This is a genomic window from Christiangramia lutea, assembly GCF_022489035.1.
GTDB lineage: Bacteria > Bacteroidota > Bacteroidia > Flavobacteriales > Flavobacteriaceae > Christiangramia > Christiangramia lutea.
The window spans coordinates 1-22,239 of the sequence record NZ_JAKVTV010000006.1; the positions used below are offsets into that span (position 1 = coordinate 1).

Here is a 22,239-nt window from a genome sequence, read left to right on the forward strand (position 1 = left end):
GATCGGTGGCCCAGGTAGAATTCTTCGAAGGAACAAATTCACTTGGTGTGGATGCTGACGGTAGTGATGGCTGGAGTTTTAATTGGAATGGAGTTTCCACTGGCAATTATGAACTGACTGCAGTTGCTACCGATGATGACCTGGAAACTAACACTTCAGAAATTATCAATATCACGGTTGATGATCCTAACCAGTTACCAACAATAGCGATCACAGCACCTTTGAATAATGAAGTATTTACCGCACCAGCAGATATTGAGATCACCGTGGATGCTTCGGATGCAGATGGATCGGTGACCCAGGTGGAATTTTTTGAAGGGACAAATTCACTTGGTGTAGATGCCGACGGAAGTGATGGCTGGAGTATTAGCTGGAACAGCGTTGCAACCGGGAATTATGAACTGACTGCCGTGGCCACCGATGATGACCTGGAAACTACTACCTCAGAGATCGTTTCAATTACGGTAAACCCATCGGAAAACGTCATTGCTCCATCTGGACTAATCGCTCGTTGGATATCAAATACGGAAGTATATCTTAACTGGAACGATAATTCGCAAAATGAAGATGGATTTATACTCGAAAGATCGACAAAATCAGACTTTTCAAATAGGGTTGTGTCTATTAGTATTCCTGCGAATACCACTACCTATATTGACCGGAACCTGAATAGTAGAAAGAAAGGAGGGAAACTATATTATCGAATCAAAGCAGTGAATGGAAGTATATCATCAGATTATTCCAACACGACTTTAGCAATTTCTCTTTCAGGAGCAAGTATTGCTTCACCTGATTTTTCAAATGAAATATTGAACAAAGAAGAATTGGCTGTTTATCCTAATCCTACAGAAGATGAGACAACCATAAAATTCACACTTAATAAAACAAGGGAATATACTCTTGACTTATATAATTCCATAGGTTCTCATTTAATCAGTATTGGAAAGGGTAAGGCCAGGATTGGTATGGAATATAGTTTTGAAATAGAGGTCGGTTATTTACCGGATGGAATTTATTTTATCATGCTTAAAACAAGAGATTCCAATAAAACTACCAGGCTGATCATTAAGAGGTAGATTTAATGAGATATTTATCCTCAAATCCATTTTTCACTTTATTCATTATTAAAAATTGAATCGCGCAATGCTTACCTGCTTTTCTAAGTAGTATTCCAAATCAAACTACTTAGTTCAAAATACTTCCCTACGAAATCTCTGCATTTAAGATGTTACCTGTATCTCGAAATGCGAGACCATTATAAAATGATATGAAAACCTATTAATCTTAAAATTTTAAAAAGGGAAAAATTATGAAAGTTTCAATTATTACTGTTGTGTATAACAACGCCGATACAATAACCGAATGCATCAGATCTGTTTTTAACCAGACCTATAAGAACATAGAACTAATCGTTATTGATGGTGACAGTACCGATGGGACTCAACTTAAAATTGAAAAGTTCAGGGAGCAACTTGGATATTATATTTCTGAAAAAGATTCCGGGATTTTTGATGCCTATAATAAGGGGATCCGTCAGGCGACAGGAGATATAATCGGGATACTTAATTCTGATGATTTTCTTTATGAACCGAATACAATTTCAAAGATAGTCGAAGCTTTTGAAAGTTCAAAGGCAGATCTGGTCTATGGTCATGGCATGTTTGTAAGTCAGGAAGATACAGATAAGGTGAAGAGGATCTATTCCTCCAGATCATATAGGAAAAATTTTCTGAATTTCGGGTGGATCCCGCTTCATCCAACCATCTATGTAAGAAAAGAGGTTTACCAAAAGCATGGGTTTTACAGTCTGAATTACACTATTGCCAGTGATTATGATATGTCGCTACGCTGGTTCAGAGACCCTAGGCTAAAAAAACATTTTTTAAATGAATGGATCGTAAAAATGAGGTTGGGAGGAAAAAGCACCACCCTACAATTACAGAAGAGAAAATCATCTGAAGATCTCAGGATTATCAAAGACCATCATCTTTACGGGATTTTCACCCTTGTCTTCAAGATTGGCAGGAAAGTTCCTCAATATATCAAACCCCACCTAAGGAGACCTAATCTTCGAGTGGAAGAGAAACTAAAAAGAGCTGAAACTGCTTATTCTTTATGGAATTTCAGCTATTTAAAAAGGTTTTTATGATCAAAATTTTTAAATCTGAAAAGCTAAATCTGATATGTCGATTAACAGGAAAATAAAAGGTGAGGACTTCATTCTTCCGATATCTTTTGTGGTTCATATGTTTATTGTGAACCTAACCTTGTATTTCCTCACACCGGAGACCTATTTAAATCTTTTTGCAATTGTTAGCTATAACAGCTGTTGGCTTATAATTGCTACCATACTTAGTTTTTATTCCTTAGAAAGAAAGGAGAGGTTTATTACTCGTTTTCACAAATTCGTAATGCATTATTTCATTTTTAGCCTGGCCTATTTCGCCATTTTCGCCTTTAGAAAAATAGATTTTGATATTTCACAACAAGTTAAAATTCTTGGACTGATTTTTATCCAGCTTGCAATTTACAGATGGCTATTCTTTAAGGTGCGTAAATGGTACAGGAGAAAGGGAGGGAATTTTGTAAATGTGGTGGTCGTAGGACATGGAATAAATATCAATAAGATAAAAAAGATCTTTAACAGGCCCGATTACGGATACCGCTATCTGGGATATTTCGATCAGAGGAACGAAAATAATCCAGATTATCTTGGCGAAATTGCAAGTTGCTATCAATATTCAGTAGAAAACAGGGTAGATGAGATCTATTGCCTGGTTTCACAATTATCTCAGCAGCAGGTGAAACAATTAATACATTTCGCCGATAATAATTTCAAAAAATTAAAATTAGTTCCAGACAATAAAGGCATTGTCACCAGGGCCATGAATGCCGAGTTATTCGAAACGATTCCAGTGCTTAACCTGAGGAATTCTCCATTGGAGCTCAATTATGCCAGGTGCAGCAAAAGGATATTCGATGTGTTTTTTTCCTTGCTAGTGATCATTTTCATATTGTCCTGGCTAGCTCCTCTGGTATATATTATAATGCAGTTAGAGTCTAAAGGGCCACTTCTTTTTAAACAATTAAGACATGGTTATAACCAGGAGTCGTTCTGGTGTTACAAATTTAGATCTATGAGAATGAATGATGATGCCGATACAAAAATGTGTGAAAAGAATGATTGCAGGGTGACTAAACTTGGAAAATTTTTAAGGCGGACCAGTATAGACGAATTGCCCCAGTTTTTTAATGTACTCAGAGGAGATATGAGCGTTGTTGGTCCACGTCCACATATGCAGGCTCATACAAAAGAATATTCGAAATCAGTAAACAAATACCTGGTGCGGCATTATGCTAAACCGGGAATCACAGGTCTTGCTCAAATTAAAGGATATAGAGGAGAAGTGAAAAAAAAGTCCGATATTATAAACCGTACAAGGCTGGATATCTTCTATTTAGAGAAATGGTGTCCCTTTCTTGACTTCAAAATTATTTATTACACGATTTATAATTTTTTCAAAGGCGAAGAAAAAGCTTTTTGAGGCGAGACTTAATCAAACAAACCAATAAATTATGAAAACCTCCCGATTCCTGAAGTTTGCTTTCGTGGTGACCACGTTCGTTATTTTTTGTAGTTCTTGTGTATCCAGACAGGAGATAGTTTATTTCCAGAATGAACTTTCAAAGGTAAATTACGACCTGGATAAAAATGTAAAGATCAGACCCAATGATCAGCTTACCATTCGGGTTTCCACACCTGAACCCGAAGCCTCCTTGCCATTTAACCTAACCACCTCGGTAGGTGCTGAAGCTGGTACCGGTGGTAATACGGAGTTGGAGACTTATATGGTTTCAGAGAACGGAACCATTGAATTCCCTGTACTGGGAACCATTGAAGTGGAAGGGTTAAATACTTTTGAACTCTCGAAAAAGATCAAGGACGCCATTTCTATCTATGTAAAAGATGCTATCGTAAATGTTAGAGTGTTAAACTTTAAAATTAGTGTCTTAGGTGAGGTAAAGAATCCTGGGACCTTCATTATTCAGGACGACTATATCAGTTTAACTCAGGCCCTGGGTTTAGCTGGTGATCTTACCATTTTCGGGAAACGGGACAATGTTATGGTGATAAGGGAAATTGAAGGAAAAACTACTAAGGTATACCTGGATCTTACAGATTTTGAAACGGTAAGCTCTCCATATTTCAATCTTATCCAAAATGATATTGTATACGTAGAACCCATAGGAACAAAAAGGCAGTCTGCGAGCGTACTTAATAATGCTGGTAGTTATATCGCCATTATGTCTTTTCTAATTTCAACCATATTACTTGTAACGAATTGAGGTGATGAATTCTTCGAATAATAACGCAGGTCCTCAGGGAAGTAAATTCAACCTGAGGAAGGAGCTGGGCAGATACCTGAAATACTGGTATTGGTTCGTGGCGGGTGCTTTTGTGTCTGTTATTGCAGGAATTTTTTATTTGAGATATACCACGCCGGTTTATAGTGCTACCGCAAGTATTATTATTAATCAGGAAACCAGCAATAATAGAGGTTCAGATATGCCAGATCTAGGTTTGGCTTCAGGATTGAAAACAAACAATCTGGATAAGGAGATCGCTATACTGAAATCTAAAAGGTTAATGCATGAAGTAGTGAAATCTCTGGATCTGAACATCACGTTCTTTATAGACGGCCAGGTTAGAGACGTAGAATTGTACAAGAATAATCCGTTTACCTTAAAGATTTTGAAGTTCAATGAGAAAAATGCTTCCGAATTTGGGGGAGAAAGTTATAAAGCCGATTTAAATGAAAGCGGAGAACTAAGCTTAACCAATCTCAGGAATTTTACTAAAATCAATACACAGGCTGGGTCTCCCGTAGATCTGGATTTTGCCACCGTGGTAATCACCCCGAAAGAAGGAATTAGTAGCTTTTCGAATATTACTATTAAATTTTCAAATTTGGAAAGCGTTGCTGCCGCTTATCGAGGCGGTCTTCAGATAATCCAGGAGAAGGAGGGTTCAAATGTGATCAATTTGGTGATGTTGGATCCAGTTGTAGATAAAGCTAGGGACATCATAGACCAGGTGATCTTCGAATTTAACAGGGATGCCATTGATGATAAAAATCTAATTGCCAGTAACACGGCTAATTTTATTAATGAGCGTTTAGATATTATTAATGATGAACTGGAAAATGTGGAGTCCGGAAAAGAAGAGTTCAAGGAAAGCAACCGACTTACAGATATACGAACTGAGTCACAGATGTTCGTCCAGACTGCCAGTGAATATAATGAAAGGCGACAGGAAATAGGCACTCAGATTGAGCTGGTAAATGCCATGCTTGACTATCTTTCTACAAGCTCGAATTCAGAACTTCTGCCAGCCAACCTCGGTATACAGGAGAGTGCAGTAAATCAGTTAATTTCAGAATATAATAATCTTGTGCTTCAGCGTAACAGGATCATGAGAAGCTCCACAGAATTAAACCCGGCCGTGATACGTATCAATAACAATATTGAACAGTTAAAGGGTAATATTCTGCAAAGTCTTCAGAGTTTAAGAAGTACCCTGCGAATCTCTCAAAATGAAGTAAACCGACAGGTACAAAGCGTGGGTTCTAAAATTCTGGCAGTTCCTTCACAAGAGAGGGAATATAGAGGGATCGAAAGACAACAAAGTATCAAAGAAGCCCTGTACCTGTACTTATTACAGAAAAGAGAAGAAAACTCCCTGGCCCTTGCGGTTACGGCGCCTAAAGCAAAGATCGTAGATAGTGCTCATAGCAATGGCCTAATTGTATCTCCAAAAAAGAAAAGTGTGATCCTGGGTTCTCTGGTTCTGGGGTTGTTTTTACCTTTTTCTGTGATCTATATAAGGAACTTGATAGATAATAAGGTTAGAAAACGATCTGACATTGAAGAGTTCACACAGGAAATTGCAATTGTTGGGGAGGTTCCAAAAGTGAAGGAAAAAAGAGAATTGATCATCGATAAGCATGACCGATCTATGCTGGCGGAATCTTTTAGATTTTTAATTACCAACCTTCAATTCGTATTACTGAGAACTGTAAATAATCAAAAGGCCAGGAAAATTTTGGTGACTTCGACTATAAAAGGAGAAGGTAAAACATTCACGGCTATGAATCTGGCATTAACCCTGGCCTTTAATCGGAAGAAAGTTTTGCTTATAGGCGCAGATCTTCGAAATCCAAAACTAGGAAAGTACCAGGAAAACTTTTCGAATTCTCTGGGATTAAGCGATTATCTTGCCAGTAATATTAATTGTATAGAAGAATTTATATCCAACTCTAAACTTAATTCTAATCTCAAAATTTTAGGTTCAGGAAGTATTCCGCCGAATCCATCAGAATTGTTGCGGAGTGAGAAATTAGGAACCATGTTCACAGATCTGGAAAATAATTATGATTATATCATTATCGATTCTGCACCCACAATGTTGGTTACAGATACATTAATCATTAATAAATATGCAGATCTAATTCTTTATATCGTTAAATCCGGGTTCACCGATAAAGACTTGTTGGAATATGTGGTCGCTAATAAAAGGTCTGGCAATATGTCTAATATTAACTTTATCCTGAATAGTGTTCCAAGAACCGAATTGGGGTATGGTAACAAATATGGATACGGCTATGGGGTAAAGAAAAAGACCGAGTTTGAATGGAAGTCATATTTTAACTCAAAGACCGTAAAGAATTAGTAGTTTAAACTGATTTTTCCAACTAATTCATGCTGATCTGAATATTTAGGAATTATAAACCTGGAGCCTGTTCATTAAAACTGAACGGGCTTTTTTTATTTCAATACTGTATTGAATTTAATGTCGTTTAAGAAATCAAAAGCTGCGGTAAAATCCGGGAAGAACTGGTATATAGCAGTCTAGCTGGAATTAGAATTTATTTTGTGTGTATTTTATTGAAATACAGTATTTTAAATTTGTTGCGATAATGGTAAGAAAATAAGCAAATGTTACATTCGTTAAGATACTTAATAGCTAATTTTACCTATTAATAATCATGGATTGCATTTTCATCTGAAACGGTGCCTTTGTCCGTCCTTTAAAGTCAGATACTATGATTAATTTCTTTTTAATTGCATCCACCTGTCTCGCTGTTCCTGGAGTTATAATTTCCTTTTATCTATTAATGACTCATTACAGGAGAAAGTAACTATAATTCTTATAATTTATTTTTAAAATTTCTGTCTTAGATAAGACTGCTGTACTTAGATTATTGCTGTGAATTTCAATAGAATTCCCGATTCTTTTTTCTGGTTACTCTGTGATAATTTATTTCCCTTTAAATTCATTAAATTTGACCCCATTTCAGGATTTAAAATTATCAGGATTTGAAACATACTTCACAACATTTCTTTCAAAAAGCTCTATTATTTTTAGTGCTATTGGCAGGGTTCTTAACCCAGGCACAGATTCATGATCCTGTGCAGTGGGAAACCGATGTTGAAAAAATCTCTGATGATGAATATAAATTGATCTTCAATGCGAGCATTGAGGATAAGTGGCATTTGTATTCCCAGGACCTGCCGGAGGGCGGGGCACTTCCTACCGTTTTTATTTATGAGCAGGCAGGAGAGAAATATGAACTTGTGGGTAAAACCCAGGAAAGCGAATCCATTACAGAATATGATCAGGTTTTTGAAATGGATCTAACATACTTTGCTTATGCTGCTACATTCACGCAACAAGTAAAGGTTACTGATACCAGCCTAGGTTTAATTAATGCTAAAATTGAATATCAGGCCTGTGATGATGAAACCTGCATTTTTGATTCCAGAAATTTAGAGTTCATTATCAACGAGGACATGGTGAGTGGAATTGAAGCTCAAAATGAGCAGGTACTTGCAGAGGAAAAAGAAGAGATAGCCCTGGTAAATCCGGAAGGGAAAAGATCTTTCTGGGGCATTTTTATTGTTGCTTTTCTTTCCGGTTTTGCAGCATTGCTTACTCCTTGCGTTTTTCCAATGATCCCAATGACAGTGAGCTTTTTTACCAAACAAAGTAAGTCAAGGGCAGCAGGTATTCGAAATGCTATTTTTTATGGTATTTCCATTGTAGTGATCTATGTTCTTCTGGGCTCATTGGTGACCCTTATTTTTGGAGCGGACTCTCTGAATGCACTTTCCACGAATGTTTGGTTCAACCTGGCTTTTTTCGTCCTGTTGGTAGTATTTGCGGTTTCTTTTATGGGTGCATTTGAGATTGTTTTGCCTAGTAGTTGGGGAACCAAAATAGATTCCAAAGCAGATAAAGGTGGCCTTATAGGTATCTTTTTTATGGCGTTGGCACTTGCAATCGTTTCTTTTTCCTGTACCGGTCCAATAGTGGGTACATTGCTGGTGGAGGCTGCATCAAAAGGTGGAATAGCCCCCATTGTTGGAATGCTAGGCTTCTCATTAGCCATCGCCCTTCCATTCGGTTTATTTGCAGCCTTCCCTGGTTGGTTAAATACTTTACCGAAATCTGGAGGCTGGTTGAATACTGTAAAGGTAACTTTAGGGTTTTTGGAACTTGCCCTCGCCTTTAAGTTTCTTTCCAATGCCGATCTCGTTCTACAATTGCACTTATTGGAACGGGAAATATTTCTGGCTATCTGGATTGCTATTTTCGGTATGCTGGCGCTTTATTTATTTGGAAAGATTCAATTGCCTCATGATTCTAAGGAAGAACATATTTCAGTGGGCCGATTAATAACAGGTCTTGTGGCGCTTATATTTACTATTTACCTCATTCCTGGTCTTTGGGGAGCTCCTTTGAAACTTATCAGCGGGTTCCCACCTCCTTTACAATACAGCGAATCTCCTGATGGAATTGGTTCTTCAAAATCTGGTATGGCTTTAAATTCTAAAGGCCTTCCTGAAGGCGCTAAATATGGTCCTCACGATATAGTTTCTTTCCATGAATATGAAGCCGGGCTTGCTTATGCCCGCGACAATGATCTTCCGGTTTTGATAGACTTTACGGGGCACGCGTGTGTTAATTGCCGAAAAATGGAGGAAAGAGTTTGGAGCGAACCTCAAATTCTGGAATTATTGAAAAATGAGTTGGTATTGGTTTCATTATATGTAGACGATAAGCGAAAATTGCCGGAATCTGAGCAATATGTTTCTGAAACTACAGGAAAGGAAATTGAAAGTATTGGAAATAAATGGAGCGACTTTCAGATCAGCAGGTATAAGGCTAATGCTCAGCCTTACTATGTACTAATAGATCATGATGAGGAAATTTTGATTTCACCATCTGCCTACCAACCCGATGCAGATGAATATTACAACTGGTTAAAAACAGGGATCGATAATTTCAGGCAGGTTTCAGAATCACCTATCAAAGGGCTAAGTGTCGAATCTGAGAGTGTATTTCAATGATCAGTCGCTGTTTTTCTTTTTGTAGATACCTTCAAATACATTGTTAAGCAGATTTCCTTTCTGGTCGTAGATCTCCCATAACTGGTTTACGCTACCGTCTTTGTTTTCAGTCCAGGTGATCTGGTTATAATATTTACCCTTCGTCCCTTGCGTAATTTCACTTTTCAGGGTCATTTTATTTTCTGAAGCTATGCCTTTTAACTTAAGTATATTACCAGTATTGCTTATCCAGAGCTGGTTCCAGGTTTCAGTAGACGGATCATAATAATTATAACTTTTGCCAGAACCACCATTTTCACTGGTCCAGTTTTCATTGACGATACAATTATCTTCCAGCTTTACGATTAGATTTTCACCAATTTTCTTACCGTCTTTATCAAAAACCTCCCAGTCACCAACCCAAAAATCGAATTGACTATGATCGGGTGTGCAACAGGCACAATCTGAGCTTTGCGAAAAACTTAAAGAAGGAATTATCAGCAAGAAAAAAAGTAATAGTTGTTTCATATCAATTGATTTTCAATATCTAATATACAGATAAAGATTTCGCAATCTTACATTTTGATATGAAAGCAACTATTTACGATTTGGATGCCTCTAAGCTTTTTCCACAGTCTCTCGATCCCATCCCCGGTCTACAGCTAATTGTTTTTGTTCCTGAATACTTTCTTTACGTAGGTTGTATAAGGTATATGCCATGTAACCAGCATAAAAAACTGAGAATATTCCTATACCTACTTTTCCGCCTTTGATAGCCGCCATTTTACCTGTTTTGTATAATACTCCTCTTATTAAAAATTTGCTAGCTAGTTTTAGCATATGTCCTGTTCCCATAATATCTTGATTAAAAATTTTCTGCCATTTCAGGATTTTCCTGTTGGTTTTACTAATAGTTCATTAACGTTTACAGACTCTGGCTGGGAGATCGCATAAAAAACGGCGTCTGCAATATGGCTGGTTTTCAGCTTTGGTTCGTCTCCTCCATAATTCTTGTCGTCGAGTAATTCCTGGTCCGTAATGTCGTTCCTTAGGTCGGTTTCAACGGTGCCAGGTTCTATAGCGGTCACCCTAATATTGAATTCTGGTGAAAGTTCCATCCGCATCGCTTTTGATAATTCAATTACTGCGGCCTTGGAAGCTCCATAAACGGCTCCTCCGGCAAAGATCTCTTTGCCATCTACAGAAGCAATGTTTACGATATGGCCATTCTTTAATTGTTTCATTACAGGCAATACCGAGTATATACAGCGAAGCGTTCCTTTTACATTCACTTCAACCGTATTCAGCCACTCATCAAGATGCCTGTTTTTGAGATAAGTTAAGGGCATGATCCCGGCAGAATTTACAAGTACATCTATTCTTTTATATTTTTCCATTACCTCATTAAAGGCTTTGCTTACGCTTTCTGTACTGCTTACATCCATTTCAACAACCATACTTTCTGATGGAAGTTCTTTTTGGATCTTTTTCATCTTATCCAGGCTTCTGCTGGCCAGAACCACAATATATTTTTCTTCTGAAAGTTTCCTGGCGATGCCTTCTCCAATTCCGCTGCTTCCTCCGGTAATTACTGCAATTTTCATTTCTTCACTCATTCTTTTCAGCTTTTGAGATAATATGAAGAATAGACAGGAGAATCTACGTTAAGATAATTTCAAATAACACATATTTAACGCGTGTAGACCATATTGAAATTTTGTTCGTTATATCTTCGTAAAAAGTTTAAACCTTGAAAAAGACAAATTTCTTACTATCGGCTTTAGGAGTAATTTTTTTGCTGTCCTGCAGCAGTGATGACAATAGTGATACCGGTGTGGTGACTTCCGAAATGGCTTACCTTTTTGCCACTACCCATAATGGTGATGTGAAAAGGTATGATATTAACACGGGGACCATCACTACCTATGCGAATTCATCTTCAGATTCTGAAGGAATTTATTATTCTGACGTTGACGATTCTTTTACCATTGTATCAAGATCCTCCGGGAGACTGGAATCTTATCTCAATATATCTGAACTGGGCAGTGGTGAAACCGTGAATCCTGAAAACTCTATAGTGGGGAGTCCTGATCTTGAGAGTCCGCGAGATCTAACTGTGAATGGAGACTATTATGTGGTTTCAGATAACACAGATCTTGATGGGGACGAAACTACTCCTGAAGGGAGATTGTTCATTTATATAAGGACAGCAACAGGTTTTGTGCTCAGGAATATTGTGCAAACCAAGTTTAAGGTTTGGGGTATCGAGTTTGTTGGAGAAGATCTTTTCGCCGTTGTAGATGAAACAAGCAGACTAGCTGTTTATCGCGATTTTCTCAATTCAAATCGTATCAACCAGGTTGTTACGGCAAATAAGATTATTGCCATTCAGGGAATAGTGCGGGCTCATGGGTTGGATTACGACGGTGGAAATATGATCCTGTCTGATATTGGTGAAGCTGAATCAAGCTCGGATGGGGCTCTTCACGTGATCGAAAATTTTGATCAAAAATTCTCTAACACCGATAATGGTGGATTTATTGGAGCTGAAGATCAGCTTAGAATATCGGGAAATAATACTTTACTGGGTAACCCGGTGAATGTGGTTTATGATTCTGCTTATAACGTCATCTTCGTTGCAGAGGTTTTAAACAATAATGGAAGGATCCTGGCTTTTAATAATGCTACCTCTGTTTCGGGAAATATTTCACCAGACCTCACCTATGCATTGCAAGAGGTTTCTTCTGTTTTTTTTCATACAGAATAGAAGTTTAATTTTTTCGACCATTTTCAGATTTTCGAATTTTTTTAGTTCTCTGAATCGTATCAAATTCAGGGTTTTCAAGGCTTTGTTACCTGGTTTTAATGCAAGTTTAACGAGCGGAAGAAAAATTTGATATACTTTTGCAATTACAAACCGACAGTTTTATGGCTAAGAATTTAGTGATTGTAGAGTCTCCAGCGAAGGCTAAAACCATTGAAAAATTTCTGGGAACCGACTATAAGGTTGCTTCCAGCTTTGGGCATATCGCAGATTTGCCCACCAAGGAAATTGGGGTGGATACCGAGGGAGATTTTACTCCTAAATATATTGTCTCAAAAGATAAAAAGGATGTAGTGCGTAAGCTTAAGGGGCTTGCGAAAAATGCAGAGACAGTATGGCTGGCGAGTGATGAAGACCGCGAGGGGGAAGCTATCGCCTGGCATTTGGCTGAAGAGCTGAAACTTAAGGACGATAAGACCAAGCGAATCGTTTTTCATGAGATCACGAAATCTGCCATTCTAAAGGCAATCGAAAATCCAAGAGGAATAGATTATAACCTTGTAAATGCACAGCAGGCAAGAAGGGTTTTAGACAGGTTGGTAGGATATGAGCTTTCGCCGGTCTTGTGGAGAAAAGTAAAAGGAGGCCTTTCGGCAGGGCGAGTACAATCAGTTGCAGTTAGGCTTATTGTTGAAAGAGAACGCGAAATTCAGGATTTTAAACCTGAAGCTTCCTATAGAATTGATGCCGAATTTTCTACTGAAGAAGGAAAGAGTTTTAAGGCTAAAATTCCTAAGAATTTTGAGACGAAAGAAGAAGCTGAAAAGTTTCTGAAAGAAAATATTGGTGCAAATTTCAAAGTAGCCGATCTTACTACTAAACCGGCAAAAAAGAATCCTGCACCACCATTTACCACTTCCACACTTCAGCAGGAAGCGGCCAGAAAATTATATTTTTCCGTAAGTAAGACTATGACCATGGCGCAACGTCTATACGAAGCTGGTCATATTACTTATATGAGAACCGATAGTGTAAATCTTTCTGAAGACGCCCGCAAAGGAGCTAAGGAAGAGATATTGAAGGCATATGGAGATAAGTATGCAAAAGCCCGTCAGTTCAAAGGGAAATCTAAAGGAGCACAGGAAGCTCACGAAGCGATTCGCCCTACGAATTTTGCTAAGCATTCAATTTCAGGAGATAGAGATCAGCAGCGTTTATATGAATTGATCTGGAAAAGAGCGATCGCCTCTCAAATGAGTGATGCGCTACTAGAAAGGACGAATGTAAAGATCGAAGCAGATAAGCACGATAATCTATTTACGGCGAATGGTGAAGTTTTGAAGTTTGACGGATTCCTGAAGGTATACCTGGAAGGAAGCGATGAGGAAGATGAAGAGCAAAGCGGAATGTTACCTGCACTAAAGGTGAATGATCCGCTAAATAATGAATTCATTACGGCCACAGAAAGATTTACGAGACCTCCATATAGATATACTGAAGCTTCTCTGGTTAAAAAACTGGAAGAACTGGGAATTGGAAGGCCGTCAACTTATGCTCCAACCATCTCTACAATTCAAAGCAGGAATTATATTGAAAAAGGTTCTGTAGATGGGACCGAGAGGAATTATGTACAGTTCGAGCTTAAAAACGACCAGTTAAAGGAGAAAACTTTAACCGAAACCGTTGGGAGCGATAAAGGAAAAATGGTTCCCACAGCAACAGGAATGGTGGTTAATGACTTTCTGGTAAATCATTTTTCCAATATTCTGGATTATAATTTTACCGCCAGAGTAGAGGAAAGTTTCGATAATATCGCAGAAGGGAATAAGGAATGGACGGCGATGATGAAGGAATTCTATAAGGATTTTCATCCACACGTTCAGGATGTGGCTAAAAATGCCGACAGGGAAGTTGGAGAGAGAATTCTGGGTGAAGACCCGGAAACAGGGAAGCCGGTAAGTGTGAGATTAGGGAAATTCGGGCCTATGGTGCAAATTGGTAGCGTGGAAGACGATGAAAAACCTAAATTCGCCAGCTTAAGTCCAGACCAGAATATGGAAACCCTTACTTATGAAGAGGCGATGGATCTTTTCCAGCTTCCGAAGAAACTGGGTGAATATAAGGGTGAGAACGTAGAGGTTAACAATGGCCGATATGGTCCATATGTGCGATTTGGAAAGAAATTCGTATCGCTCGAAAAGGGCGAGGATCCTTTGAATGTTGACTTTGATCGTGCTATGGAGCTTGTCAAGGAAAAGGAAAAAGCAGATGCACCTATTTATGAATATAAAGAATTACCTGTTCAGAAAGGTGTGGGAAGATTTGGTCCATACTTAAAATGGAATAATATGTTCATTAACGTGAACAAAAAATACGATTTCGATAATCTTTCCGGGGATGATATCGAAGAGTTGATCGAGGATAAGCTTAGGAAGGAACGTGAAAAGCTTATCCACCATTGGGAAGAAGAAGGTATTAGAGTAGAGAAAGCCAGGTGGGGAAGATTTAATGTGATAAAAGGCAAAACCAAGGTGGAGCTTCCAAAGACCACAAAAGCTGAAGAGTTGACTCTCGAAGAGGTAAAAGATATTCTTGAGAAGAATACCAAGAAAAAGAAACCTGCGAAAAAGAAGACAACCCGAAAGAAAAGTACCAAAAGCAAAACCACCAAAAAGAAATAAAATATGGAGTTCGATTTTCTTAGTCCGGTAAATGATGATTTGCTGGATGAGATAAAGAGTTTAAATCCTCAATCCATAGGTGCTAATATTCGACTTCATACCAGCAGGTCTGGTTTGCCCGAATTGGAAGGAGTAAACGTGGCTATTTTTGGTGTGTGGGAAAATCGGAGATCTGTCAGGCCATCAGATGCACCAGATTTTAATCATTTAAGAAGCCAGTTCTATTCTTTGTACCCGGGTAACTGGAAAATAAATCTTGCTGATCTAGGAGATATAGAGCCCGGGGCCACGGTGGAAGATTCATATTTCGCAGTCCAGCATCTCGTTGAAAGTCTCGTTAAACAGGATATAATACCTGTTATAATTGGAGGTAGTCAGGATCTAATATATGCTCAATACAGGGCTTATGATAATTTAGATCAAATGGTTAACCTTGTGAATATTGACAGTAGATTTGATTTGGGTGATGCCGAAAAAGCGATTTCAAATCATTCCTATGTAGGAAAAATCGTAGTTGATCAACCTTATAATTTATTTAATTATACCACTGTGGGATATCAAACCTATTTCAATTCACAGGAGGAAATAGAGTTGATGGAAAGGTTGTTCTTCGAAGCATACAGGTTAGGTGAAGTAACTTCAGATATCTCGCTCATGGAGCCAATTTTCAGGAGTGCAAACATCGTAGGGATGGATCTTGGCGCGATAGATTCTTCTGCTATGAATTCAGCATATTTTAATTCTCCTAATGGCTTTAATGGAAGGGAGATATGTGCGCTTTCTAGATATGTCGGTATAAGCGATAAGGTTTCATCATTTGGGATCTATGAATATCAGGAAAAAATGGGCAGTCTGTCTAACATGCTGGTAGCCCAAATTATATGGTATTTCATTGAAGGGGTAAATTATCGAAGTAATGAAAATACTATTTCAGCAAAAAAAGAGTTTATAAAGTATCAGGTGCCAATTGACGATGAGGTGCTAGTATTCTTTAAAAGCCCCTATAGTGGGCGTTGGTGGATAGAAATTCCATTTTCGTCGAATGTGAATACTAAATTAAAACGGCATACGTTATTACCTTGCAGCGAAGAAGATTATCTGGAAGCCTGCAATCAGGTAATACCGGAGCGCTGGTATAAAGCCAAAAGAAAAAACGAAGTCTAAAATTATATTCAGACATTTATTCTGATTTACTGTATTTTTATCTGAAATATTGTTTTTTAAAAAATAATTAGATAGGTTTACTGCCGTAAATCAAAATGTCTTAACCTAAGATAATTATGAAGAAGTATATTTCGCTCATTGCTGTTCTGGCCTTGCTTTCAAGTTGTGGAGGAGGTGATCGTGGACAGCTTGTAGGTGCGGAGGGGAAGAAGTGGAATCCGGAGAAGCCTTATGGTATGACATTGATTCCGGGAGGCGCATTCATTATGGGTAAATCTGATGATGATATTGCCGGGCAGAAGAATGCACCACCAAAAACTGTTACCGTTCGATCTTTCTATATGGACGAAACAGAAATCACAAATGCGGAGTATAGACAATTCGTAGACTACGTCAAAGATTCTGTAGTAAGAGTAGAATTAGCAAAAATGGCTGAATTACAGGGAGCGACTCCTGGTGATGATGCTATTGGAGAATATGCTTTCGCTGATGCCGAGGAGGGTGAGATGACACCTTACGAGGAGTATATGTTAAATACTTACGGTCAGGGAGGTCCAACAGACGATTATGCCAACAGAAGGCTAAACAAGGATATTGATATTATCTGGGATACTCAGGATTATCCTGATGTTTATTATGCTGAGGTAATGGATTCCATGTATATTCCAATGGATGAGGTTTACAATGGCCAACGAACCATAGATGTAAAAAAACTGAAATTCAAGTATTCTTATATGGATATTCAATCTGCAGCCAAGCAGAGCGGAAAGCGTAGTAATTACATCAAGAAGGAAGAAGTTGCTATTTACCCAGATACTACTGTTTGGATCAAAGATTTTAATTATTCATATAATGAGCCTATGCATAATGATTATTTCTGGCATAGCGCTTTCGACGATTACCCTGTTGTAGGTGTTTCCTGGAAACAGGCTAGAGCCTTTACGCAATGGAGAACAAAATATCATAACGACTTCCGTAGAGAAAAAGGTGATGCAAATGTTCCTTCCTACAGGTTGCCAACCGAAGGGGAGTGGGAATATGCTGCCAGAGGTGGTCTGGAAGGAGCTTCATATCCATGGGGTGGTCCTTACACGCTTAATGACCGCGGATGTTTTATGGCTAACTTCAAGCCTTTAAGAGGTGATTACGCAGCCGATCAGGCACTGTATACCGTTGAGGCAAAATCTTACGATCCTAATGATTACGGATTGTACAATATGGCCGGGAATGTGGCTGAGTGGGTTGATTCTTCATACGATCCAGGATCTTATGAGTATATGTCTACGATGAACCCAACGGTAAATAATCCTCAGGATCTTAGAAAAGTAGTTCGAGGTGGATCATGGAAAGATGTGGCTTATTTTCTTCAAGTAAGTTCAAGGGATTATGAATATATGGATTCGGCAAGAAGTTATATTGGGTTTAGAACCGTTCAGGATTACCTGGGTACCGATGTAACGCTTAACCAAAAGAATCCATAATACAAATTGGAACTTAAACCTATCAATAAAACAACTAAGAAATCTAAACATTAGAGTTATGGCAAATTCAAGATCAACAAAAAAAGTGACCAATATGGTGTATGGTCTGGGAGCATCTGTAGTTATACTGGGTGCCCTTTTTAAAATCATGCACTGGCCTGGTGGTAATCCAATGTTAATTTTAGGACTTATCGTAGAGGCCCTGGTATTCGCTTATTCGGCATTTGAGCCGGTAGACGATGACCTGGACTGGTCTTTAGTGTATCCTGAACTGGCTGGAGGAACTGCAAAAAATAGAGGAGCTGTAGTAGTAGAGGAAAAAGAAGCAGAAGGAATGCTTTCTAAAAAACTTGATGCTATGCTTAAAGAGGCAAAACTTGATGCAAATCTTATGGCTTCTTTAGGAGAGAGTATCAAAAATTTTGAAGGAGCAGCTAAAGGGATTGCCCCAACTGTAGATTCAATGGCTTCTCAAAAGAAATATAGTGAAGAGTTAAGCGTTGCCGCGGCACAAATGGAAACTCTAAATAATATTTATAAAGCTCAGGTAGAATCTGCAGCTAAACAGGCTGAAGTTAATCAGGAAGTTGCAGAGAACGCCGGAAAACTTAAGGCCCAAATGGATTCACTTGCAGATAACATGGCATCATTAAATAATGTTTATGGTGGAATGTTAACAGCAATGAACGGAAAAGTTAGAGTCTAATTGATAATTTTTCAATTAAGCTGTTATATTAATTTAAAAACAACTAATTAGACATGGCATCCGGAAAACAATCGCCAAGGCAGAAGATGATTAACCTAATGTACCTGGTTTTCATCGCCATGATGGCACTAAATATGTCCAAAGAGGTTCTCACCGCTTTTGGATTGATGAACGAAAAATTAGACAAAACCGCGGCAAACTATTCTGAAAGGAATACCGCACTTATGGCTGGACTCGCAACGAAGGTTGATGAACAGCCAGCGAAATATACTAGCATTAAAGAGGATGCTGATAGAATTCATGATCTTTCCTCAAACTTTACCCAGTATATCGAAGGGATCAAAGAAGAATTAAAAGCTTCTGTAGACGATCCAAAAGATTATGAAACTATGGATCAATCTACTGTTATGGATGAAATGTTCTTCCAGAGTGGTAGAATTAATCCTAAAGGTGAAGAATTCCTTGCTCAAATAGAGAGTTACAGGAATGGGGTTTCAGAAATTCTTGAGAATGGATATGGAAGTATCGCTCAGAAGGTAAACGTTCAGAAAGAATTTGCAACCGAACCGGTAAATGTGGAAGGTGCAAATGTACCATGGTTGAAATACCGTTTTGAAGGCTTTCCTTTGGTTGCTTCCATTACTCAGCTTACTCAAATGCAGGCTGATGTAAAGAGTACCGAAAGTGAGATCCTTTCTTCTATGCTTTCAGGTCAGCTTCAAAGTGACGTTTCTTTAAAGAACTACGAAGCTATCGTGATTCCTAGTAAACCAGCTTTCTTTAGTGGAGAGAATTTCCAGGGAAAAGTTGTATTAGGACGTTTTGACAACACCCTCCAGTTCGAGAATGTTGTCATTAACGGCAAGGAAGTAGATAATACTGAAGCGGGACAGGTTGTTCTTGATTTTCCTGCAGGAAATGTAGGGGAGCAGCAGATCACTGGTGAGCTTCAATACATGGAAAACGATTCTTTAAAAAGCATCAAGATTTCCGATTCTTATAATGTAATTCCACTTCCAAATTCTGCGGTAATTTCTGCAGACAAGATGAATGTGGTTTACCGTGGGGTTCAAAACCCGATGACCATTTCTATTCCTGGGGTTAGCAATGTTAGCGCTAATGCACCCGGATTGAGAAATGCTGGTGGAACTGGAAAATACCTAATGGATGTAACAACTCTTCAGGCAAGAGAAGTGACTATTAGTGTAAGCGGTGAGCTTCCAGGAGGAAAAACCGTTTCAGATAAAAAGACTTTCAGGGTTAAGGATATTCCAAGACCGGTTGGTACAATACGTGGAGAAGACGGAGCTGTTTCTATGCAAAGAAACAGTCTTGAGATCGCTACGGTTGGTGCTAACCTACCAGACTTCGATTTTGATCTTAATCTGAATGTTACCGGATTTAAATTTAAAGTACCTGGACAGCCAACCATCATCGTAAATGGTAGCAGGTTGGATGATAGAGCTAAAGCGGCATTAAGACGTGCTGGTAGAGGCGAGTCTGTTCAGATCTATGATATTAATGCATCACTGGCAGGAAACTCTGGCTATAAGCTTAAGAAAGTTGCTCCTGTTGTGATAGAGCTTACAAACTAAAATTCATTAAAAATGAGCTTGAAGGAAATTTTTACATATGGTTTTGTGATGATGATGGGTGCCTCTTCTTTTGGCCAGGCTAATATCCTGAATGCTGAAAAACCTGAGGACATCGGGAAGAAATCAGAAGCTCAGGCATTGATCGATGAGGAAGATGAACCATTAGAATATGGTTATGTTGGAGATCGAGATATCCTTTGGTCTAAAGGAACCTGGGAGATTATCGACCTTGACGAAAGAGTGAATTTTCCCCTTTACTATCCTATTGATACCAATAACATTGGGGCTAATAGAAGATCACTTTATGATGTTCTTGTAAGGGCCATTAAACAGGGTAAGATTGAAAACATCTATGCAGATTCTTATTTCACCGAAAAAAGAACTCTGAAAGATATAAAAGCTACTCTTTCGAAAATTGACACTACAGACCTTGGGATCGAGCAATATAACGCTGGTGAACAGGTAGATCCTCAGTTTATAGACCGCCGTGACCTTGGTTCGGCAGATATCGCTGAATATCACATTCGTGGTATCTGGTATTTCGATAAGCGTTTGGCAGAACTAAAATATCGATTATTGGGAATTGCTCCGGTAGCTCCCGATGTTAACTTTATTGATTCCGGGCAAACAGATCTTGTAGAGCTTTTCTGGGTATGGTATCCAGACGCAAGGGAAGTTCTTCATGAGGCTAAAGTCTTTACCGGCAATAACACCTCTCAGGTAGTTTCCTTTGATCACCTCCTTAATTCCAGGAGATTTGACGGAGTCATTTACAAGGAAGATAACGTTCAGGGTGATCGTGAGATCGATGAATATATCGCCGATAATGCCTTTATGCAATTACTCGAATCGCAACGGATAAAGGAACAGATTCGGAACTTCGAACAGGATATGTGGAGTTATTAACTCTTAAATTTATATAAAAAGCGCCCTTTTTGGGCGCTTTTTTATTACCTTAATTCTTTGAAGTTACAAGAAGCCCCTTTTTACCTTTATTAAGCTCATGTTAGATTATATCATTGTTGGTCTTGGTTTGAGTGGTCTGGCAATTTCTGAAGAACTGGATCGCAGAAGCAAGGACTTTGTGGTGTTTGAGGATAATTCTCAAAGCTCTTCCTATGTCGCCGGTGGTATCTTCAATCCGGTTATTTTAAAAAGATTTACGCCTGCCTGGAATGCTGCAGAACAGATGAAAGTTGCAATTCCTTTTTATAAGGCGTTGGAAAAAAAGCTAGGGGTTGAAATTATTTATAATTGGAATATTTACCGGAGGTTTCATTCTTTTGAAGAACAGAACGACTGGTTCATAGCTTCAGATAATCCAAAATTATCTGCTTTTCTGGATCCCGAATTAAAAAAGAATACCAATTCCAATCTTATTGCAGAATACTCCCTGGGAAAAGTTCTTAATACCGGTTATATAGATACTGAAAAATTACTTGATAACTACCGAGGGCATATTGAACAACAAGGAAGGTTGAAATTAGAGAAATTCGAATATGCCGACCTGAAAGTTTATAGCGATCATTTTGAATATAATGGGATTTCCTCCAAAAATATCATTTTTTGTGAAGGCTTTGGTTTAAAGAAAAACCCCTTTTTCAATTATTTACCTCTACGCGGGAATAAAGGAGAATATATAGTGATTCACGCTCCCGATCTAAAACTAGATTTTGCAGTTAAATCATCTGTCTTCCTCATACCACTGGGAAATGATTATTATAAAGCAGGAGCTACTTACGACCATCAGGACAAAACGGCTGAACCTACAGAAAAGGCAAAAAATAAACTTATTTCAGCTTTAAAAGAACTTATTAAATGTGATTTTGAAGTTGTAGACCAGATCGCCGGTATACGCCCAGCCGTTTCAGATAGGAGACCTCTGGTGGGAAGCCACCCTGAATTGGACAATATTTATTGCTGTAATGGTTTTGGCAGCAGGGGTGTGCTAATTTCTCCAAATATCTCGCGCATGCTTATAGGACATATTGAGGATGGAGATGCACTTGATTCGGAAGTCAATCTGGAAAGGTTCACCAAGAAGCACTATAAATTGGTTAATTCTTAGCAGCGTCTGCCTTGTAGCTAAAAAATAAATTGATCCATATATTTCTGGACAATCTCATAATCACCGGCATAAAGACGACTAGTGTTCCAACGATTGCAAAAAAGGAAGTTAGCAGTCCGGCACCAAAGAAAAAATAAGAAATTATAAAAGCTGCTACAGCAAAAGCAATTCCCACGGCATAACTCACATACATGGCTCCATAGAAGAATGATGGTTCTATCTTGTATTTAGTACCACAACTGGAACAACGCTCATGCATTTCGAAAACCGAACCTAGTTTATAAGGGTTATTTTCTTTATACATACTTTCTTCATGGCATACGGGACAGGTGCCGGTAAAGATGCTATATATCTTGGTTCCTTTAAGCATGTTAGGTTTTTTTTACAACT

18 protein-coding genes are annotated in these 22,239 nt (G+C 38.4%); 14 read left to right on the plus strand and 4 right to left on the minus strand.

Features of this window, described 5'->3' with window-relative positions; all coding sequences use genetic code 11:
* The 6 genes from ML462_RS14645 to ML462_RS14670 all read left to right on the plus strand — a co-directional run.
* Positions 1 to 1,076: Ig-like domain-containing protein (locus ML462_RS14645; protein WP_240714579.1), on the plus strand; the 1,076-nt coding region annotated here is incomplete at its 5' end.
* A gap of 233 nt (positions 1,077 to 1,309) precedes the next feature.
* Positions 1,310 to 2,149, plus strand: coding sequence for a glycosyltransferase family 2 protein (locus ML462_RS14650; protein ID WP_240714580.1), 840 nt, complete (start codon positions 1,310 to 1,312; stop codon positions 2,147 to 2,149).
* 34 nt (positions 2,150 to 2,183) lie between these two features.
* Positions 2,184 to 3,545, plus strand: coding sequence for an exopolysaccharide biosynthesis polyprenyl glycosylphosphotransferase (locus tag ML462_RS14655; RefSeq protein ID WP_240714581.1), 1,362 nt, complete (start codon positions 2,184 to 2,186; stop codon positions 3,543 to 3,545).
* Positions 3,546 to 3,576: 31 nt separating this feature from the next.
* Positions 3,577 to 4,347 carry a polysaccharide biosynthesis/export family protein gene (locus ML462_RS14660; RefSeq protein WP_240714582.1) on the plus strand — a complete coding sequence of 257 codons (771 nt, stop codon included), beginning with the start codon at positions 3,577 to 3,579 and terminating at the stop codon, positions 4,345 to 4,347.
* A 4-nt stretch (positions 4,348 to 4,351) separates the two neighbouring features.
* Positions 4,352 to 6,730 carry a GumC family protein gene (locus tag ML462_RS14665; RefSeq protein WP_240714583.1) on the plus strand — a complete coding sequence of 793 codons (2,379 nt, stop codon included), beginning with the start codon at positions 4,352 to 4,354 and terminating at the stop codon, positions 6,728 to 6,730.
* A 647-nt stretch (positions 6,731 to 7,377) separates the two neighbouring features.
* Positions 7,378 to 9,411, plus strand: coding sequence for a protein-disulfide reductase DsbD family protein (locus ML462_RS14670; RefSeq protein WP_423738482.1), 2,034 nt, complete (start codon positions 7,378 to 7,380; stop codon positions 9,409 to 9,411).
* On the opposite strand, the gene ML462_RS14675 is transcribed toward ML462_RS14670, so the two are convergent.
* From ML462_RS14675 to ML462_RS14685, 3 genes are all read right to left on the minus strand, one after another.
* Complete coding sequence (locus ML462_RS14675) at positions 9,412 to 9,918, minus strand: hypothetical protein (protein WP_240714584.1); 507 nt, start codon at positions 9,916 to 9,918, stop codon at positions 9,412 to 9,414.
* A gap of 90 nt (positions 9,919 to 10,008) precedes the next feature.
* Positions 10,009 to 10,173 carry a hypothetical protein gene (locus ML462_RS14680; protein WP_240714585.1) on the minus strand — a complete coding sequence of 55 codons (165 nt, stop codon included), beginning with the start codon at positions 10,171 to 10,173 and terminating at the stop codon, positions 10,009 to 10,011.
* 101 nt (positions 10,174 to 10,274) lie between these two features.
* Positions 10,275 to 11,006 (minus strand): SDR family oxidoreductase, encoded by a 732-nt coding sequence (locus ML462_RS14685; protein WP_240714586.1) that lies wholly within the window; start codon positions 11,004 to 11,006, stop codon positions 10,275 to 10,277.
* Between the two features lie 134 nt (positions 11,007 to 11,140).
* On the opposite strand from ML462_RS14685, the gene ML462_RS14690 reads away from it, so the two are divergent.
* The 8 genes from ML462_RS14690 to ML462_RS14725 all read left to right on the plus strand — a co-directional run bounded on the left by ML462_RS14690 (position 11,141) and on the right by ML462_RS14725 (position 21,849).
* Positions 11,141 to 12,157, plus strand: a complete 1,017-nt coding sequence (locus ML462_RS14690) for a hypothetical protein (protein WP_240714587.1) — start codon at positions 11,141 to 11,143, stop codon at positions 12,155 to 12,157.
* Between the two features lie 161 nt (positions 12,158 to 12,318).
* A complete protein-coding gene (topA, locus tag ML462_RS14695) occupies positions 12,319 to 14,835 on the plus strand; it encodes a type I DNA topoisomerase (RefSeq protein WP_240714588.1) in 2,517 nt (838 codons plus the stop codon).
* A 3-nt stretch (positions 14,836 to 14,838) separates the two neighbouring features.
* Positions 14,839 to 15,999: a formimidoylglutamase gene (locus ML462_RS14700; protein WP_240714589.1), complete on the plus strand. Its 1,161-nt coding sequence runs from the start codon at positions 14,839 to 14,841 to the stop codon at positions 15,997 to 15,999.
* 116 nt (positions 16,000 to 16,115) lie between these two features.
* On the plus strand, positions 16,116 to 17,480 hold the full coding sequence (porK, locus tag ML462_RS14705) for a T9SS ring complex lipoprotein PorK/GldK (protein ID WP_240714590.1): 1,365 nt from the start codon (positions 16,116 to 16,118) through the stop codon (positions 17,478 to 17,480).
* A gap of 58 nt (positions 17,481 to 17,538) precedes the next feature.
* A complete protein-coding gene (gene porL, locus ML462_RS14710; RefSeq protein ID WP_240714591.1) occupies positions 17,539 to 18,186 on the plus strand; it encodes a type IX secretion system motor protein PorL/GldL in 648 nt (215 codons plus the stop codon).
* Positions 18,187 to 18,239: 53 nt separating this feature from the next.
* Entirely contained in the window at positions 18,240 to 19,781 is a 1,542-nt protein-coding gene (porM, locus tag ML462_RS14715) for a type IX secretion system motor protein PorM/GldM (RefSeq protein WP_240714592.1), read from the plus strand.
* Between the two features lie 12 nt (positions 19,782 to 19,793).
* Positions 19,794 to 20,687: a type IX secretion system ring subunit PorN/GldN gene (porN, locus tag ML462_RS14720; protein ID WP_240714593.1), complete on the plus strand. Its 894-nt coding sequence runs from the start codon at positions 19,794 to 19,796 to the stop codon at positions 20,685 to 20,687.
* A gap of 97 nt (positions 20,688 to 20,784) precedes the next feature.
* Complete coding sequence (locus ML462_RS14725) at positions 20,785 to 21,849, plus strand: NAD(P)/FAD-dependent oxidoreductase (RefSeq protein WP_240714594.1); 1,065 nt, start codon at positions 20,785 to 20,787, stop codon at positions 21,847 to 21,849.
* Here ML462_RS14725 and ML462_RS14730 read toward each other — a convergent pair.
* A complete protein-coding gene (locus ML462_RS14730) occupies positions 21,839 to 22,219 on the minus strand; it encodes a DUF983 domain-containing protein (RefSeq protein WP_240714595.1) in 381 nt (126 codons plus the stop codon). The genes ML462_RS14725 and ML462_RS14730 overlap by 11 nt on opposite strands.
* Positions 22,220 to 22,239: the final 20 nt, after the last annotated feature.

Excerpts from the sequence above, each read along its gene's own strand:
- ML462_RS14655 (WP_240714581.1), top strand. The coding sequence starts at position 2,184 with ATGTCGATTAACAGGAAAATAAAAGGTGAGGACTTCATTCTTCCGATA.
- topA (WP_240714588.1), top strand. The coding sequence starts at position 12,319 with ATGGCTAAGAATTTAGTGATTGTAGAGTCTCCAGCGAAGGCTAAAACC.
- porL (WP_240714591.1), top strand. The coding sequence starts at position 17,539 with ATGGCAAATTCAAGATCAACAAAAAAAGTGACCAATATGGTGTATGGT.
- porK (WP_240714590.1), top strand. The coding sequence starts at position 16,116 with ATGAAGAAGTATATTTCGCTCATTGCTGTTCTGGCCTTGCTTTCAAGT.
- ML462_RS14650 (WP_240714580.1), top strand. The coding sequence starts at position 1,310 with ATGAAAGTTTCAATTATTACTGTTGTGTATAACAACGCCGATACAATA.
- ML462_RS14660 (WP_240714582.1), top strand. The coding sequence starts at position 3,577 with ATGAAAACCTCCCGATTCCTGAAGTTTGCTTTCGTGGTGACCACGTTC.
- ML462_RS14725 (WP_240714594.1), top strand. The coding sequence starts at position 20,785 with ATGTTAGATTATATCATTGTTGGTCTTGGTTTGAGTGGTCTGGCAATT.
- ML462_RS14680 (WP_240714585.1), bottom strand. The coding sequence starts at position 10,173 with ATGGCGGCTATCAAAGGCGGAAAAGTAGGTATAGGAATATTCTCAGTT.
- ML462_RS14685 (WP_240714586.1), bottom strand. The coding sequence starts at position 11,006 with ATGAGTGAAGAAATGAAAATTGCAGTAATTACCGGAGGAAGCAGCGGA.
- ML462_RS14665 (WP_240714583.1), top strand. The coding sequence starts at position 4,352 with ATGAATTCTTCGAATAATAACGCAGGTCCTCAGGGAAGTAAATTCAAC.
- ML462_RS14700 (WP_240714589.1), top strand. The coding sequence starts at position 14,839 with ATGGAGTTCGATTTTCTTAGTCCGGTAAATGATGATTTGCTGGATGAG.
- porN (WP_240714593.1), top strand. The coding sequence starts at position 19,794 with ATGAGCTTGAAGGAAATTTTTACATATGGTTTTGTGATGATGATGGGT.
- porM (WP_240714592.1), top strand. The coding sequence starts at position 18,240 with ATGGCATCCGGAAAACAATCGCCAAGGCAGAAGATGATTAACCTAATG.
- ML462_RS14675 (WP_240714584.1), bottom strand. The coding sequence starts at position 9,918 with ATGAAACAACTATTACTTTTTTTCTTGCTGATAATTCCTTCTTTAAGT.
- ML462_RS14730 (WP_240714595.1), bottom strand. The coding sequence starts at position 22,219 with ATGCTTAAAGGAACCAAGATATATAGCATCTTTACCGGCACCTGTCCC.